This window comes from Vibrio sp. CB1-14, assembly GCF_040412085.2.
Lineage (GTDB): Bacteria > Pseudomonadota > Gammaproteobacteria > Enterobacterales > Vibrionaceae > Vibrio > Vibrio chaetopteri.
In genome coordinates this window covers 2320010-2337321 of the sequence record NZ_CP115920.1, presented here as the reverse complement: position 1 = coordinate 2337321, position 17312 = coordinate 2320010, and the positions used below count along the sequence as shown (strand labels likewise).

Sequence of the window (17312 nt, the reverse complement as noted above, 5' to 3'; positions counted from 1 at the left end):
GCACTGGAAGTGCAACCTATCAGGGGAGGATTTAGCTGATTAACGCTGAGTAGCGGCCTTCATAGATTTAACAAACTGAGACAGTTCGCTAAGCATGGTTTCTGGCGCATCAAGATTTTTCTCGATGATTTTTACCACAGCAGAGCCAGAAATTGCACCTGCTGCACCCGCATCCAATGCCTGTTTCACTTGCTCTGGCTCAGAAATGCCAAATCCAAGCAGTGATGGTGGAGCATCGTATTTATTGAGTTTGTCTAGCTGAGTGTTCATCGGCATGTTCGCTTTAGTCTCAGTGCCTGTAACACCGGAGCGAGAAAGCAGATAAGTATAACCGCCACCAAGTTTCGCTACTTGCTCGATCGTTTCTTCGCTTGCCGTTGGCGGAGCGATGAAGATTGGGTGTACGCCGTGCTTATGTGCTGCTTCGACAAACTCTTTGCTCTCGTTAGTCGGAACGTCAGCGATAAGCACTGAATCCACGCCTACATCTGCACACTGCTTGTAAAACGTATCAACACCTTTGGAATAAACTAGGTTGGCATACATTAGCAAGCCGATTGGCGTCTCTGGGTGCTTTTCACGAACCTTAGCTAGCATATCGAAGCAGATAGTTGGCGTTGTTTTCGCGTCCAATGCACGGATGTTTGCGCCTTGGATCGTTGGGCCGTCTGCCTGCGGATCTGAGAATGGCATACCTAGCTCTAATGCGTCGGCACCAGACTCAATCAAGGTTTCCATAATTTGCAGTGACAATTCTGGGCTAGGATCGCCCATAGTAACGAAAGGTACGAATGCGCCTTGGTTCTTCTCGCCTAGACGAGTGAACATCTCTTTATAACGATCTTGATTCAGGCTCATTACATTACTCCTTTGTCTTTCAAAATATCGTGTACAGTAAAGATATCTTTGTCACCGCGACCTGATAGGTTGACGACAAGTAGTTGTTCTTTTTCTGGGTTCTCACGAGCCATCTTAAGTGCGTAAGCTAGGGCGTGAGAAGATTCTAGCGCAGGTATAATACCCTCATGCTTCGCTAGCTCCTGGAATGCATCCAATGCTTCATCATCGGTAATCGCACCATATTCAGCACGACCTGTCGCATTTAGGTGGGCGTGTTGAGGACCCACCGATGGGAAGTCTAAACCTGCAGATACTGAGTACGACTCTTCAATTTGGCCATTTGGATCTTGCATCAGTGGTGCTTTCATTCCGAAGAAGATACCTGTAGTACCATGCTTTAGTGGTGCACCATGCTGGTCAGTATCGATGCCTAGACCTGCTGGCTCAACACCAATCAGGCGTACTGATTCTTCTTCGATAAAGTCTGCGAACATGCCGATAGCGTTAGAGCCTCCACCAACACAAGCAATCACGGCGTCTGGCAGTTTGCCTTCACGGGCCAATACTTGGTTTTTGGTCTCTTCACCAATCATGCGTTGGAACTCACGCACGATGGTTGGGAATGGGTGGGGACCTGCCGCAGTACCTAGTAGATAGTGCGCGTCTTCATAGCTTGCTGACCAGTCACGTAGCGCTTCGTTACATGCATCTTTCAGTGTTGAAGAGCCTGAGTGAACAGGAATCACTTCTGCACCCATTAGACGCATACGGAACACGTTCGGACTCTGACGCTCAACGTCTTTCGCACCCATGTAAACTCGACATTTGAGGTCAAGTAGAGCACACGCGAGTGCGGTTGCTACGCCGTGCTGACCTGCGCCTGTTTCTGCGATGATTTCTTTTTTGCCCATGCGCTTAGCAAGCAGTGCTTGACCAAGTACTTGGTTAGTTTTGTGCGCGCCACCGTGAAGGAGATCTTCACGCTTTAGGTACAGTTTGGTTTTAGTACCTTTTGTTAGGTTGCGAGTCAGTGTTAGCGCCGTTGGACGGCCTGCGTATTCTTGCAGTAGCTCCATGAACTCAGATTGAAACTCTGGGTCTTCTTGAGCGTCGATAAAAGCTTGCTCTAGTTGATCCAGTGCTGGCACCAAGATCTGTGGTACGAATTGTCCACCGTATTCGCCAAAGTAGGCATCTAATTTAGACATGGTTAATTCCTCAATAGTCAACTTGCTCGAGTACTCGCGTTGTCTTTGTTCTCGAGCAAGTTTTAATAATTCTTAGTTGTTTGCAGAGAGTTACTATTCTCTAAGTTAATAATCTCTAATTAGCGCAAACGCTTGATTCAGTTTTTTTGCGTCTTTCTTGCCCGGTGCTGACTCAACTCCTGAGTTTAAGTCTAGTCCGATGCAGCCAAGTGTACTGGCTTGCTTAACATTGTCTGGAGATAGACCGCCGGCCAACATCACATCGTTGGTATCGTTCAACAGTTGCCAGTCAAAGCGTTGACCCGTACCGCCTGATTGCTCGCCGACTTTGGCGTCTAACAGGTGGCGGTCTACTTTCATGGCCGTTAAATCAGGGATGGCATCGGTCACGCCGTGTGCTTTCCAGATTTTTACGTCATCGCTTAGAAGAGGGGTTAACGTATCCACATAAGCTTGGTCTTCGTCACCGTGAAGTTGAACCGCTGATAGTTTTAGTTGGTTAGCCGTGTTGGCAACAAACTCGACATTGTGGTTTTGGAAGACGCCGACAAACTCAAGAGGCGCACCACTCATTACCATGCGAGCTGACTCAACATCAACGTAACGAGGGGATTTTTCAACAAAGATCAGGCCGCCTTTTACCGCACCAGCTTGATAAGCTTTTGCAGCATCATCGGCATGAGTGAGACCACATACTTTGTTTTCACCTAACAGCACTTTACGTACTGCAAGTTCAAGGTTGTCTTCAGCCATTAGCGAGCTACCAATGAGGAAGCCATTCGCATAGTGGCAAAGGTCACGAACCTGTTGGTGGTTGTAGATACCAGACTCCGAAATGATGATGGTGCCTTCCGGCAGTTTCGGTGCCAATTCTTTGGTGCGATCTAGGTTAACCGAAAGGTCACGAAGGTTGCGGTTGTTGATACCTACTACCTTTGCACCAAGCGCAATTGCGCGCTCTAGCTCTTCTTCGTTGCTCACTTCGGTCAAAATGCCTAGTTCAAGAGACTCCGCGATTTCTGCTAGCTCACGGTATTCGTCATCATTCAGCACTGACAGCATGAGCAAGATAGCATCTGCGTTGTAATGACGAGCTAAATACACTTGATAGGTATCTATCATGAAATCTTTACACAGTACTGGCTGCTTAACTTGGCGGCGTACCTGTGTAAGGAAGTCGAAGTTGCCTTGGAAGTACTTTTCATCAGTCAGTACAGAAATTGCACTAGCGTGGTTGTTGTAGACCGAGGCGATGTAGTCGAGGTCAAAGTCATCACGGATCAAACCTTTCGATGGAGACGCCTTTTTGCACTCTAAAATAAACGCCGTTTTGCCTGTCGACAGCGCGCCATAGAAGCTGCGGTCTGATGGAACAAGATCCGCTTTAAAGCTCTCTAGTGGCTGAGTTTGCTTACGCTTCTCAACCCAAATCTTCTTATCATCGACGATTTTTGCTAATACTGTTTCCATTATCTTTTCCTGTTGATTCGCCGAGTTACTTGCCGTGTGCCGCAAGCTTTTGAACCAGCTCGTAAGCTTTACCTGAGTTCATTGCATCAATGGCTTGCGCTGCATTGGCTTTGAGGTCTTCATGACCAAATAGTTTCATTAGAAGCGCGACGTTTATCGCAACAGCGCCTAACTGCGCGTCCGTTCCTTTACCCGTTAGCATATTAGTGATGATGGCGCGGTTTTCTTCTGGCTCACCACCTTTGATAGTTTCGAGTGGGTAAGACTCTAAACCGAAATCTGCAGGCGTTAGCGTGTATTCGGTGATCTTGCCATCTTGAATCTCTGCGACCAGAGTTTCACCGTGAATAGCGACTTCATCTAAGCCACTGCCGTGAACAACGGCTGCACGCTTCATACCCATTTGTAACATGGTTTCCGCAATAGGACGAACCAGTTTTGCATCATATACGCCCATCAGTTCTATGTTAGGGCGCGCTGGGTTAATGAGCGGACCAAGGATGTTGAAGATGGTTCGAGTTTTCATGGTTTGGCGTACTGGCATCGCATGGCGAACGCCGCCGTGATACTGAGGTGCAAACAGGAAAGCGACACCAATTTCATCGACTGCGCTGCGAGTGTCTTCAGCAGACATCGCCAGATCGATACCAAATGAATCAAGAAGATCCGAAGAGCCAGATTTGCTTGATACGCCACGGTTACCGTGTTTTGCGACTTTAAGACCGCACGCCGCTGCCACAAATGCCGCTGTGGTTGAGATGTTGATGGTGTTGGCACCGTCGCCACCTGTGCCCACGATATCAGCAAAGTCATAATCAGGACGAGGGAATGGGTTCGCATTGGCAAGCAGTGCTTTGGCTGCACCTGCGATCTCGTCCGGCGTTTCGCCTTTGATTTTGAGTGCTGTTAGAGCTGCTGACATCAGGATTGGGTCTAGCTCACCTTGGATAATAGTGTCAAACAACGACTGGCTCTCTTCTTGAGTTAGATCCAGTTGGTCGTAAAGTTTGTTGATGATATTTTCCATAATTACGATTCCTTAGTTGTTTGAGTTCTTAAGCAGATTTTGTTTCGACAGACTGTTCAGTCGCCCATGCGATGGCATTGCTAAGCAGTGTCGCGCCATATGTTGTCATAATTGATTCTGGGTGAAACTGAAAGCCACAGATACGATCTTGTTCATTCGCCACTGACATTACTAGACCATCAACCTGTGCAGTTACTTCCAATGAGTCAGGCACTTTCGTTGCCACTAGTGAGTGATAACGCGCAATGGCTAGCGGTGAAGGTAAACCTTGGTAGATAGTGTGATTGTCATGCGCCATCATCGACACTTTGCCGTGAATAATTTCGCCCGCGCCAGCAACGACACCGCCATAGGCTTCAACGATCGCTTGATGACCAAGACAAATACCGATCATTGGTACTTTGCCACGCAATGTTTTAATCAGCTCTGGCATACAGCCCGCGTCGGAAGGTGCACCAGGACCAGGAGAGAGCACGACGACAGGGTTCTTTAGATCTAATACCGCTTTGGCAATTTTATCCGCGGAGATGTGGTTACGATAAATTTTTACGCTGTGGCCTAGGCTTCGGAATTGATCCACCAGGTTGTAGGTAAACGAGTCAAAGTTATCGACAAAAACAATATTAGCGAGTTCGTTGCTTACTGACTTTGGATTGTTAGACATCGTGATTACCCCTTGTGCGCCGTTTTGATTGCTGAAATGACGGCTTGCGCCTTACCACGAGTTTCATCCGCTTCAGATTGAGGGTCAGAGTCGAACACGACGCCAGCACCTGCTTGAACTTGAGCAATACCGTCTTCAACATACGCTGAGCGGATTACGATACAGGTATCTAAATCACCGGCGCCATTCATGTAACCAACTGCTCCGCCATAGCTGCCGCGAGTTTGACCTTCAAATTGACGAATCAACTGCATAGCACGAATCTTAGGTGCGCCAGTTAGCGTCCCCATGTTCATACACGCTTGGTAGCCGTGAAGCGCATCTAGGTCACCACGAAGCTGGCCGACTACACGAGATACTAAGTGCATCACGTGACTATAACGGTCGGTTTTCAAAAGATCTGCCACATGGCGAGAGCCAGGCTCAGCAATGCGAGCCACGTCATTACGTGCTAGGTCAACCAGCATCATGTGCTCCGCGTTTTCTTTCATGTCGCTACGCAGTTCAAGTTCGATGCGGCTATCGAGATCTTTGTTGATGCTGCCATCTGGATTTTTACCGCGACGGCGCGTACCGGCGATCGGGTAGATCTCAATTTGGTTAGAATCTTTTCCGTACTTCAGTGCACTTTCTGGAGACGCACCGAACAGAGTAAACAGCTCATCTTGCATGTAGAACATATAAGGGCTTGGATTGCTTTGCTTGAGTTCTTTGTATGCAGCAAGTGGAGAAGGGCACGGTAGGGTAAAGCGGCGAGAAGGGACCACTTGGAAAATATCGCCGCGAACCACGTATTCTTTAAGGTCGCGAACAATTTGGCAGAAGTCTTCGTCTGAAATACTCACGTCTTCTTCAATGCCAGCGACTTTGGTTGCCGCGGGTACCATCTTAAGGTTTTTGCATTGCTGGCTAATCTCTGTGATTCGACCGCGAATGCGCGTTAGTTCAGCATCATCGTGGTTAAACAGTGTTGTTTGTAAATCACAAGATTCTTTCTGATGGTCTACAATCAGCAGGCTTTCAGCGACATAGAATACAAAGTCTGGGCATTGATTCGCTTTGTCAGCATCACCAAGTGGTTCAAAGTTTGCCACGATGTCATAGGCAAACAGACCGCCCATGAAAATCGCGTTTTTATCAAGACCCGTTAGGTCAAAGCTGTGCTGAACCAGACGCAGCGCATCAAACGATGACGCCTCACGAAGGCGAGAGTCTTCATCAAGTGTGTCGTCTGGCATTTCGAACTGAACGATAAGTTCGCTATCGGTCACTGTGCGTTCGATATCGTCAGTAAGGTTTTGGGCGATAACGCGCAGCAGGTTCACACCGTTATTGGTTAGTGCTTCGTAGCGTACTTTGTGTCCTTCACAGACAATACGAACCGCCGAGTCAACGATGAGGAGGCTCTGTAAGTCTTGTTTTGAGTCAATTTCAGCAGACTCAAGTAGCAGACTATCGGTTTTGTTTTTACACAAGGTGTGAAACAGTCTGGTTGGGTCTTGTGCGTACGGCACTTGGAGAGAAAGTACTTCCAATCGACCCTGTTTATTGATGCTAATGGCTTTATTCACAAAAGCTCCTTTTAATCTTGAATCTGCTGTTGCAACAATCTTGGTACACCGAGTTATAGTCGCACAATTAAAACGTTTGCCCAACGTTCAATGTTCCCAAATTGTTGCTAAAATAATCGTTTAAATTGAATTCTTTGTCAGATGAATCGAAAAACAAAAAAGCCCACTCAGTTGAGTGGGCTTTAATCAAGTTTAGGTTTGATTATGCACGCAAAAAAGCCCACTCGGATTGTGTCCAAGTGCGCCACCAACCTACTAGAGCGTTAACCCTACGGTTTAAAGGTTTTTTGAATGGTTGAATATCGAGTAACATACGTGCCTAATCTCAAAATCTGTATCTGCGTACTAGTTAACTAGTTCGAGCTGTAAAAGTCAACCGAAAATGTGAAAAAATGAAGATAGATTTACACAGTCACACTACCGCCTCTGATGGCCGATTATCGGTTGCTGATCTTTTGGAAAGAGCCATAAGCTTTGACGTGAAAGTATTGGCGATTACCGACCACGATACCTTAGATGCATTGCCTGTTGCTCATCAGTTAATTGAAGAGCAATCTTTGCCAATTGAGTTGGTGAACGGTATCGAGATTTCGACGGTTTGGCAGAATAAAGATATTCATATTGTCGGGCTTGGCGTAGGCATTGACTCCCCAGAGTTAAATACGTTGATTCGAGCTCAGCAAGCAAGAAGAGTAGAACGCTCGGAGCTCATCGCTCATCGATTAGAAAAAGCGACTCGCGAAGGTTTGCTTGAGGAAGTAAAAGCGATCGCGGGTGATGCGCCGATAACACGCGCTCATTTCGCCAAATGGCTGGTAGACAATGGCTACGCAAAAAACATGCAGCAAGTGTTCAAGAAGTTCATGACTCGTAATAACACCGGCTACGTGCCGCCAAACTGGTGCACGATGTCCGAAGCGGTGGACGCGATTCATCAAGCGGGTGGGGTAGCCGTGCTGGCACATCCTGGTCGTTACCAGCTAACGGCTAAATGGCTGAAGCGTCTACTGACGGCATTTGTTGAAGCGAATGGTGATGCAATGGAAGTCGCTCAGCCACAACAAAGTCAACAAGAAAGGCGCAACCTCGCGGATTATGCGATACAATACAATCTATTAGCTTCACAAGGGTCAGATTTCCACTATCCTTCTCCTTGGATGGAGTTAGGTAGAAACCTATGGCTACCTTCGGGGGCTGAGCCTGTATGGGATCGCCTACCATTAAAAACAGCAACTTCGCTGACGACCACTACAATTGAGAGTGGTACTGAAGATGGTGAAAAAGAATAACGAAGCCGACAGTTTTAGACCTTGAACCACGTTGACCTTGAAACAAGTCGACCTTGAAATAAGCATCTTCACCGCACTTTCTTTTGATTATATATTGTATTAAAGCGACAGCTCTTGAAGTCGAACGACAGGGAAGGTCGTGCCGAGAGCGTCCTTAAGTTTGAAGGAATAACAATGAGCCAATTTTTTTATGTACACCCAGACAACCCGCAGGCACGCTTGATCACTCAAGCGGTAGCTATTATTCGTAGCGGCGGTGTCATTATTTATCCCACCGATTCTGGTTATGCACTGGGGTGTCAGCTAGAAAATAAACAAGCGCTGGAGCGCATTTGCCAGATCCGTCGTCTTGATGACAAACACAACTTCACCTTGTTGTGCCGTGATTTGTCTGAGCTATCACTTTATGCACGTGTAGATAATACTGCATTCCGCTTGCTAAAGAACAATACGCCTGGACCTTACACTTTTATCTTCAAAGGCACTAAAGAAGTCCCTCGCCGTTTGATGAATCCAAAGCGTAAAACTATCGGTATTCGTGTTCCAAACAACCAAATTGCCCTAGATTTACTTGAAGCGTTGGGTGAGCCGTTGATGTCAACGTCTCTGATTTTGCCAGGTAACGAAGTAACAGAATCGGATCCGGAAGATATTCGCGACAAGCTAGAGCATGCGGTCGATTGTATCTTGAATGGTGGTTATTTGGGTGAGCAGCCAACGACTGTGATTGACTTTAGTGATGACGAAGCCAAAGTTCTGCGTATTGGTGCGGGTGACCCTGAACCGTTCGAGTAGAGTTTTGAATGTTTTCTTACTAAATTTATGAAGAAACTTGGTGCGTGAACCAGGTTTCTTTGCGATAATACGCGACCGCGATTTTAGGTCGCATTATCTGGTTTCGACGTCTGTGAAGACGACATTATAGGTAGGTAAATGAGCGAAAAATTACAAAAAGTGCTTGCTCGCGCAGGCCACGGTTCTCGTCGTGAACTTGAAACCCTGATTAAGACAGGGCGCGTGAGTGTGAATGGTCAGGTAGCAAGACTGGGCGAACGTCTGGAAGACGAAAATGCGGTCATCCGTATCGATGGTCATACTGTTTCTGCCAAAGCACAAGAAGAAGTGGTTTGTCGAGTTCTGGCCTATTACAAGCCAGAAGGTGAGCTATGTACACGTCACGACCCTGAAGGTCGTCGTACTGTATTCGATCGTTTGCCGAAAATCCGCGGTTCCCGCTGGATTTCTGTCGGCCGTCTTGATGCTAACACATCAGGTCTGCTTCTGTTCACGACGGATGGTGAGCTAGCTAACCGCCTAATGCACCCAAGCCGCCAAGTTGAGCGTGAATACCTAGTTCGCGTTTTCGGTGACGTGGACGAGAAAAAAGTTCGCAACGTGGTAAACGGTGTCGAGCTTGAAGACGGAATGGCACGTTTCGAAGACGTGGTGTACGCAGGTGGTGAAGGTATGAACCACACCTTCTACGTTGTTATCAACGAAGGCCGTAACCGCGAAGTTCGTCGTCTTTGGGAATCTCAAGAGACCACAGTAAGCCGCCTGAAACGTGTTCGCTATGGTGACATCTACCTAGACAAGAAACTGCCTCGTGGCGGTTGGATGGAGCTAACTCTTAAAGAAGTAAACTACCTACGTGAACTAGTTGAACTTCGTCCAGAGAAAGAGACCATGCTCGATCAGCAAGGTCAAAATACTTCTCGTCAACGTGAGCGTTCTCGCAGCCAGAAAATCCGTCGTGCAGTACGTCGCCACGAAGAGCGTGCAAATGCACCAAAAGGTCGTAGCAACCAACAGCGCCGCAACAAAAAGTCTTCTGGTGAGCAGGGCTCACGTAATAAGACGCGCCGTTAATCACGACATTTCTCGAATGCTAAAAAACCAGCGTAAGCTGGTTTTTTTATGTCTGGCGTTTAGTCCCTTTTTATCGCGAAGGGAAGTTAGCGGTGGTTTGGGCTTTTCATAAAGTGGCTCTCGACCATTCGCTGGGTGACGATGTGCTGAGGGTTGGTAATGACATCATTGGTGTTCCCATACTCTACAACATCACCTTCATGCATCACCATGACCTTGTCAGTGATGTGTTTCACGATGCCTAGGTGCTGAGACACATAAACAAACGCGACTCCCATTTCTTCTTGAAGCTCGAGAAACAGGTTAATGATCTGTGAGCGCATCGCCATGTCCAAACCATTCAACGCTTCGTCTGCAACTATAATAGATGGCTGAAGGATCAATGCACGTGCTAGACAGACGCGCTGTTTTTGTCCGGTTGCCAGCATTTGCGGATAGAAATAGGCATGCTCCGGTAACAGCCCAACGCGAATGAGCGTGTCTTTCACACGTTGCATGCGCGCTTCTGGAGGCATGTTAGTGTTTCGTTTTAAGGGACCTTCGAGAATGCGACCGATTTGAATCCGCGGATTCAAAGACGTATTTGGGTCTTGGAAAATCATGCGAATCAGCTTGCAGCGCGTGGAGTAGTCTTTGTGCTCAAGTAGATCGCCATTGACTCGTATCTCACCTGAAGTCGGTTCGACCATGCCGGCGAGCATACGTGCCAGCGTTGATTTTCCGGAACCATTTTTGCCGATAAAACCAATAGTCTGGCCAGCCTCAAGGCTAAAGCTGACAGGTTTAACGGCATGCTGCACGTTTCTTTGGAACAGCTTTGAGCGAGTGACAAAGTCTTTTTTAAGGTCGGAGACTTCTAACAACGAACTCATGCTTTTTTCTCCGTGTTCAGCGGGAAGTGACAACTGAACTTATGGTTCTTAATTCGTTTAGCTTCAGGTATTTCTACGCACTGCCTTTGCGCATATGGGCAACGCGGACCCAATCGACAGCCAATAGGCAGGTGCTGAAGTGGGGGGATAGAGCCAGGAAGCGATTGAAGCTTCTCTTTATGCGGTATCCATTCTCCAAAATCAGGCATCGCTTTTAGAAGCGCAACGGTATATGGATGCTTTGGTTTTGCCAAAATTTTTGCGGTGTCAGCCGACTCTACCGACTGACCACAATACATCACCGTAATGCGCGTCGCCCATTGGGTGATGGTCGTTAAATCGTGGCCAATCAACACTATGGTAGTGTTGTTGAGCTGATTCATACGACTCAATAAACGTAAGATCTGCGACTGAGTAATGGGATCCAAGTCATTGGTTGGTTCATCGGCAAGCAGCAGTTTTGGCTTAGCTGCAATGGCCATCGCAATCATGATCTTTTGGCATTCACCATCGGTGAGCTCGTATGGGTAGCTGTGCATCACGCGGGTGTGCTCTTTAATACCCACTTTATGCAGTAGGGCAATAGCTTGCTTTTTACGCCACTTAAATCGCTCCCACCATTTGCCTTCAAATGAGCGAGCCGGAATAGACTCGATAAGCTGTTTCCCGACTTGCTCAGAAGGGTCGAGACAGGTCGTAGGCTCTTGGAAAATCATCGCAACGTCACGAGCAATCACTCGCCTCCGCTCTCGCGGTGTTAACTGAAGCAGGTCAATATTGCCAAGGCGCATGCGGTCGGCTGTGACCTTCCAGTTATCTTTGGTTACACCAACAATCGCTTTAGCTACCAAGCTCTTACCTGAACCCGATTCACCCACAAGACCGCGGATTTCACCTTCGTTAATGGTGAAGCTCATGCGATCGACGGCTTTCACTAACCCCTGCGGGGTTTCGATTTCGATAGTGAGATGTCGAATGTCTAATACTGGCATTATTCGATCCCCGCACTCAATGCACTTCGGATGCCTTCACCCACAATGTTCACCACAACAACCGTACACAGAATCGCAAGACCTGGCAGAATAACGGTCCATGGTGCAAGGTAAAGTAGCTCGGCTGCATCACCGAGTACAGCACCCCATTCACTGCTTGGCGCTTGGGCACCAAGGCCTAAAAAGCCTAAGGCAGTGATATCAAGAATAGCGATAGACAAAGCGAAAGTAACCTCAGCTGCAATCACAGTTAATAGGTTTGGAAGAATGGAGTTCCACAGTAGGTAAAACTCGTTAGCGCCATCAAGTCTAGCGGCCATAATGTAGTCTTTTTCTACTTCGGTATGGACAGCCATGTAAATGGAACGAATAAACCGTGGGATCAATGCGAGACAAATCGCCAGCATAATATTGAACTCACCAGGGCCTAAGAAGGCAACGAAGATGATTGCCAACAGCAGCGATGGGATGGACATGACAGTGTCAAGCAGGTGGTTGAGTGTGCTCGATAGTAGCCCGCGCGTCATACCAGCCAAGATACCAATTAAGCAACCGACCAACGTTGCGATCACTGTTATGATCACCGCTGCGCCAAATGACAAGCGTGAGCCGTCGATGATGCGAGACAAAATATCACGGCCTAAATCATCGGTGCCGAAGAAAAAATCTACCGTGCCTTTTGGATCCCATGATGGTGGCACTAGTAGGTTCGAGCTCTGTGCCATTGGATCATAAGGAGTAATGAATGGCGATAGTAGGGTGATAAGGATGATAAAAACCAAACACCACAGACCAAACATCGATAAGCTGTTTGAGCGGTAGCTGCGCCAAAAGCGCTCAAGCTGAGTAGGAATGCGCTCTTCCTGATAAACGTTATCTGACAGCATACCATTCCTTCCTTACTAACGGGTTGATCATCGCGCCGATAAGATCAGAGACGATACTCGCCGCCAATACAATCGTCGCCACCACTAGAACGCCAGCTTGAATTGACGCGTAGTCTTGGTTTGATAGTGCATCTAACAGCCAACGACCAACGCCCGGCCAGTTAAAGATAGACTCGGTCATGATAGCCAAGGTGATCATACTTGAAAGCTGCACGCCCAGTTTAGGGATAATTGGCGGAATCGCATTGCGCAGCACGTGTTCAATGACGATTTCGTAGTTGGATAGACCACGAATACGCGCCGCACGAATGTAGTTTTGTGCCATAACTTCGGTTACGGAGGTTCTCATCATACGAATAACCTGCATCGTTGGTGACAATGCCAAGACCAAACAAGGTAGGATCATATGTTCTATAACGCTTTGAAGTGCTTCTTTGCGGTACGGGCCATCCGATAGGATCGCGTCAATAAGTGCAAAACCAGTCACATGATCAATTTCATAAAGTAGGTCATAGCGCCCGGCCACTGGGAACCATTGATAATTGAGCGAGAAATACATGATCATCAATAGCGCGATCCAAAATAGTGGCGCGGCATAGCCGACCATAGAGGAAAATGAGATCACGTTATCAAGCCACTTGCCTTTGCGCATTCCGGCGATGGTACCCGCAGGAATGCCAATAAATACCGAAATAGTAAACGCCGCAAAACATAGCTCTAATGTTGCAGGTAGCACGGAGGCGAGTTCTTGGGTGATTGGCACACCGGCTTTCGTCAGACCAAAATCGAGTTGAAGCAATCTGCTAAGGTATTCGAACCAACCCTCAAGCATAGGTGCAGATGCCCATTGCGAAGTCGGTTCAAGTCTCACCAAACTGTATCCCACAAAGGTGAGAATCAACAGCGTGATGACAAATAGGTTAAGGCGACGTATTGAGTACCAGAACATTTATTTCAACCTCATCACTTGATCAAAAGGTTGAGCATTGAACGGACTGGTTCTAAAACCGGTCAAGTTGTCATTGTGCGCTTGGTATTTTTGTCCGTGAGCGATAGGCAGCACCGGCACTTCCTCATTTAGAATATTTTGTGCTTGGCGATATAGATTTAGACGATATCTTGGTTGGTTGACTTCAAGAGCTAAGTCCAAAATAAAGTCAAAGTCATCGTTACACCACATAGAAAGGTTTAGGCCTTCACGCTTTGAGGTGCAAGAGAGCAGTGGTCTTAAGTAATTATCCGGATCGCCCGTATTGCCTACCCAGCCGGTTAGAAGCATATCGACAGATTCGATGTTGGACAATTCTAGGCGATCAACGCGATCATCGGTTAGCAAATTAAGTGTGACGCCAATGTTGGCAAAGTTTGCCTGAATAAGCTCTGCTGTTTTACGCGGGCTTGGGTTGTACACACGTGGCTCAAGAGGTACTGCCATAGTAAGCTCTAGCCCGTGTCCGTACCCGGCCTCACGAAGCAGTGCCATCGCATAGTTACGGTCATAGCGAACTTGTACCGTGTCTTTTTGATGGGCCCAAGAGCTTGGTGGAAGCAAACTGTAGGCGGTTTCCCCGCTGCCGAAATAGACGGCCTCTAAAATAGTGTCGCGGTTAATGGCAAGGTTCAGTGCTTTACGAACGCGAGGGTCACTAAGTGCTCGGTGCTGAGTATTCATAGCAACAAACGCCACGTTCATGGCGGGTTTGGCTTGCAGTACGACCGAGTCTTCTTCAAGTATTACCGGAATTTGGCTTGAAATTGGTGAGTTTAGAACATCACATTCATTACGTAGCAGTTTGGCTAGAGCACCAGCACCCCGGTGTGAGATATCAAAAAACCACTTGTGACATTTGAGCGGAACCACGCCAATAGTCTTCATGGCGTTTAAGACGAACCAAGTCCGCAACTTGATACTCATCCAAGTAGAATGGCCCCCGTACCGACAGGGTGAGTATCGAGATTCAGTTTATTGTCGCCTGTAACCAGCTGGTCTGCATATTCGGCAGAGAAGATAGGCGCGTGTGCGGTAGAGATATTTGATAAGAATGAATTGTCTGGTCTTGATAGGGTAAATTTCACCGTCAGTCCGTCGATGGCTTCCACTTTTTCGACTAGGTTGGAGAAGTCGATACCGGCAAACCAAGGGTACACACTGCCACCCACATCATGGAATGGGTGGTTAGGGTCGATAATACGGCTAAAGCTGAACACCACATCATCCGCATTCAAAGCGCGAGACGGCGTAAACCAATCCGTGCTCTGAAATTGAACATTGTCTCGGAGTGTAAAGGTGTACTCAGTCCCCGCCTTGTTGACCTTCCAGGCTTTCGCTAGGTTAGGCACAGGCTGATGCGTTCCTGAGTTTAGCGTGAGCAAGGTGTCGAATAATTGCGGTGCAATCGACTCGACAGTAATGCCACCGTCTACGAGTTGCGGGTTGAATGTACTCGGTCGGCCTTGGTCACAATAGACGAAACCGTCTTGTCGTATTTTGGAGTGGTCGACTTTGTCTTCACATCCAGCGAGCAAAATTAAGCCACAGAGCCCGAGTGATAATTTGATTAATGCCTTCATAAACACGCTACATTCGTTGGCGAACGTATTATCTATATTGAGATCAGGGTAATTTACCACTAATTCGCTTGCTAAACCAATAACGACAAGCACTTATCGCTGAGTTTGTCGTATAGAAAGCCAAGTAACCCATCAACATCAAACCAGTTTATACTTTCGCACTAAGCCTCTTAGCTGGTCATAACTCAAGCTTAGCAGTTTGGCTGCACCACGTTGATTGTATTGAGCTTGTTTAAGCGCTTCATTTATCAGCTTAATATTCTGCTCATCTTGCCAAGACTTAAAGTTTAATGGAAAGTGGTAGTCCGATGATGGTGCGGCTGCATCGGAATCCTCTGACGAGGCGCTATCACCGTTTGTATTGTTATCCGCCAGATCTCTTCTTGCTATAGGACTCGGTTGACTAAACTGATTTTCAAAAGGGTTGAATATCAGAGATTCAATAGGCGCTTCAGTGGTGCCTTGCTGATACACAGCACGCTCAACCACGTTTTTCAGCTCTCGCACGTTGCCAGGCCAATGATAGTCATAGATGCTTTGCCAAGCTTGTTCGGTGAAGCCTACGAAAAAGGGTAACCCTAGCTCGCGGCACATTTTAATCGCGTAAAATTCGGCCAACAGGGGAATGTCTTCTTGTCTGTGCCTTAAAGGCGGAAGATGAATAACATCAAAGGCGAGACGATCGAGGAGATCGGCGCGAAACTTTCCTTTTTCGGCGAGTGCTGGTAAATCTTCATTAGTTGCGCAGACCAATCGAACGTTCGCCTCCAGTGCCTTGGCTCCGCCAACTCTTTCGTACTGACCATATTCAATTACGCGAAGCAGCTTTTCTTGAACAGAAAGCGGCGTAGTAGCGAGTTCATCTAAGAATAATGTGCCGTTTTCGGCGCGTTCGAAGCGGCCTTGGTGACGTCCTTTGGCGCCAGTAAAGGCACCGGATTCATGGCCAAACAGCTCTGAGTCAATGAGTCCTTCACTGAGAGTAGAGCAGTTCAATGAGACTAAAGGTTGATCCCAACGCCTCGACAGATAGTGAAGTCGCTGTGCGATAAGCTCTTTACCTGTACCACGCTCACCAATCACCAGTACGGGCCTGTCGATAGGAGCAAGCCTTGAGACCTTATCGAGCACCGCTAAAAACGCGGGGGATTCACCAATTAAGTTTTGCGCCATGATTTCCTCTCAATGTTGGTAAAAAATACCAATTGTTGGCTTATGCATCTTAGCATGGCATTGGATGAAAGCGAGTGACTATATTTAAGTTATTGATATGTAAGAAATGAAAATGTTGGCACGGTACTTGGATTACTGTTATCAACAACCAAAGAGTTCATTGGCGAACTCATCCAGATAGGAGATGTATTATGGGTATTTTTTCTCGTTTTGCCGATATCGTAAATTCAAATGTTAGTGCCTTGCTTGATAAAGCGGAAGATCCAGAAAAGATGATTCGTCTCATCATTCAGGAAATGGAAGATACGCTAGTGGAAGTACGTACTAACTCCGCAAAAGCGATTGCCGACAAAAAAGAGTTAGCGCGCAAGGTCACGGCCATTGAAGAACAAATTGCTGAATGGGCACAGAAAGCGACATTAGCACTCACAAAACAACGTGAAGACCTAGCAAGAGCAGCGCTCATTGAAAAGCAAAAGCTTGAAAACGTTGTGAAAGGCTTGCACGATGAGCAAACCTTGGTCGAAGAAACCATTGACAAACTGACGAACGAGATTGCTAAGCTAGAATCTAAAATCACAGAAACTCGTGCTAAGCAGCAAGCTCTCGTGATTCGCTCGGAAGCAGCCAGTAACCGTCGCGATGTGCAAAAACATCTACACACGAGCCGCACCCACGAAGCGATGGCTAAGTTTGAGCAGTACTCGCGTAAAATCGATGAACTTGAAGCGGAAGCTGATCTGTATTCGAAGACGGGGAACGCTAAGTCACTCGATCAAGAGTTCGCAGAGCTGCAGGCTCAAGATGAAATAGATCAAGAGCTCGCCAAACTTAAAGAGCAGATGAACAAAGACAAATAACAACGGAGTAGGAGAAAAA

The 17312-nt window shown here is 47.3% G+C and carries 15 protein-coding genes, 1 pseudogene and 1 other annotated feature; of the genes and pseudogenes, 4 read left to right on the top strand and 12 right to left on the bottom strand.

The features are described 5' to 3' along the window. Positions 1–39 precede the first annotated feature (39 nt). The 6 genes from trpA to PG915_RS10545 all read right to left on the bottom strand — a co-directional run bounded on the left by trpA (position 40) and on the right by PG915_RS10545 (position 6780). Complete coding sequence (gene trpA / locus PG915_RS10570; RefSeq protein ID WP_353496496.1) at positions 40–858, bottom strand: tryptophan synthase subunit alpha; 819 nt, start codon at positions 856–858, stop codon at positions 40–42. Further along, positions 858–2048 (bottom strand): tryptophan synthase subunit beta, encoded by a 1191-nt coding sequence (trpB, locus tag PG915_RS10565; RefSeq protein WP_353496495.1) that lies wholly within the window; start codon positions 2046–2048, stop codon positions 858–860. The genes trpA and trpB overlap by 1 nt, the downstream gene beginning before the upstream one ends. A 105-nt stretch (positions 2049–2153) precedes the next feature. Continuing rightward, a complete protein-coding gene (gene trpCF, locus PG915_RS10560) occupies positions 2154–3518 on the bottom strand; it encodes a bifunctional indole-3-glycerol-phosphate synthase TrpC/phosphoribosylanthranilate isomerase TrpF (protein ID WP_353496494.1) in 1365 nt (454 codons plus the stop codon). 25 nt (positions 3519–3543) lie between these two features. Beyond that, the gene (gene trpD / locus PG915_RS10555; RefSeq protein ID WP_353496493.1) at positions 3544–4545 is read right to left on the bottom strand and encodes an anthranilate phosphoribosyltransferase; all 1002 of its coding nucleotides are present in this window, start codon (positions 4543–4545) and stop codon (positions 3544–3546) included. Between the two features lie 28 nt (positions 4546–4573). Further along, positions 4574–5209, bottom strand: a complete 636-nt coding sequence (locus PG915_RS10550) for an aminodeoxychorismate/anthranilate synthase component II (RefSeq protein ID WP_353496492.1) — start codon at positions 5207–5209, stop codon at positions 4574–4576. A 5-nt stretch (positions 5210–5214) separates the two neighbouring features. Next, complete coding sequence (locus tag PG915_RS10545) at positions 5215–6780, bottom strand: anthranilate synthase component 1 (protein ID WP_353496491.1); 1566 nt, start codon at positions 6778–6780, stop codon at positions 5215–5217. Positions 6781–6933: 153 nt separating this feature from the next. Next, positions 6934–7036: a sequence feature (Trp leader region), on the bottom strand. 136 nt (positions 7037–7172) lie between these two features. Between PG915_RS10545 and rnm the strand changes: the two genes are divergently transcribed. The 3 genes from rnm (at position 7173) to rluB (ending at position 9938) form a co-directional block, all read left to right on the top strand. Beyond that, complete coding sequence (gene rnm / locus PG915_RS10540) at positions 7173–8069, top strand: RNase RNM (RefSeq protein WP_353496490.1); 897 nt, start codon at positions 7173–7175, stop codon at positions 8067–8069. A 174-nt stretch (positions 8070–8243) separates the two neighbouring features. After that, on the top strand, positions 8244–8864 hold the full coding sequence (locus PG915_RS10535) for an L-threonylcarbamoyladenylate synthase (protein WP_353496489.1): 621 nt from the start codon (positions 8244–8246) through the stop codon (positions 8862–8864). A gap of 138 nt (positions 8865–9002) precedes the next feature. Then, entirely contained in the window at positions 9003–9938 is a 936-nt protein-coding gene (gene rluB, locus PG915_RS10530) for a 23S rRNA pseudouridine(2605) synthase RluB (RefSeq protein ID WP_353496488.1), read from the top strand. A gap of 86 nt (positions 9939–10024) precedes the next feature. On the opposite strand, the gene PG915_RS10525 is transcribed toward rluB, so the two are convergent. The 6 genes and pseudogenes from PG915_RS10525 to pspF all read right to left on the bottom strand — a co-directional run bounded on the left by PG915_RS10525 (position 10025) and on the right by pspF (position 16433). Then, entirely contained in the window at positions 10025–10810 is a 786-nt protein-coding gene (locus PG915_RS10525; protein ID WP_353496487.1) for an ATP-binding cassette domain-containing protein, read from the bottom strand. Further along, the gene (locus tag PG915_RS10520; RefSeq protein ID WP_353496486.1) at positions 10807–11802 is read right to left on the bottom strand and encodes an oligopeptide/dipeptide ABC transporter ATP-binding protein; all 996 of its coding nucleotides are present in this window, start codon (positions 11800–11802) and stop codon (positions 10807–10809) included. Before PG915_RS10520 ends, PG915_RS10525 begins: the two co-directional genes overlap by 4 nt. After that, on the bottom strand, positions 11802–12689 hold the full coding sequence (gene sapC / locus PG915_RS10515) for a putrescine export ABC transporter permease SapC (RefSeq protein ID WP_353496485.1): 888 nt from the start codon (positions 12687–12689) through the stop codon (positions 11802–11804). The genes PG915_RS10520 and sapC overlap by 1 nt, the downstream gene beginning before the upstream one ends. After that, the gene (locus PG915_RS10510) at positions 12676–13638 is read right to left on the bottom strand and encodes an ABC transporter permease (RefSeq protein ID WP_353496484.1); all 963 of its coding nucleotides are present in this window, start codon (positions 13636–13638) and stop codon (positions 12676–12678) included. Before PG915_RS10510 ends, sapC begins: the two co-directional genes overlap by 14 nt. Continuing rightward, positions 13639–15260: pseudogene (locus PG915_RS10505) on the bottom strand (ABC transporter substrate-binding protein). It lies immediately after the preceding gene. A 138-nt stretch (positions 15261–15398) separates the two neighbouring features. After that, on the bottom strand, positions 15399–16433 hold the full coding sequence (gene pspF, locus PG915_RS10500) for a phage shock protein operon transcriptional activator (RefSeq protein ID WP_353496483.1): 1035 nt from the start codon (positions 16431–16433) through the stop codon (positions 15399–15401). A gap of 191 nt (positions 16434–16624) precedes the next feature. On the opposite strand from pspF, the gene pspA reads away from it, so the two are divergent. Continuing rightward, entirely contained in the window at positions 16625–17293 is a 669-nt protein-coding gene (gene pspA, locus PG915_RS10495) for a phage shock protein PspA (protein ID WP_353496482.1), read from the top strand. The last annotated feature ends 19 nt before the right edge of the window (positions 17294–17312 follow it).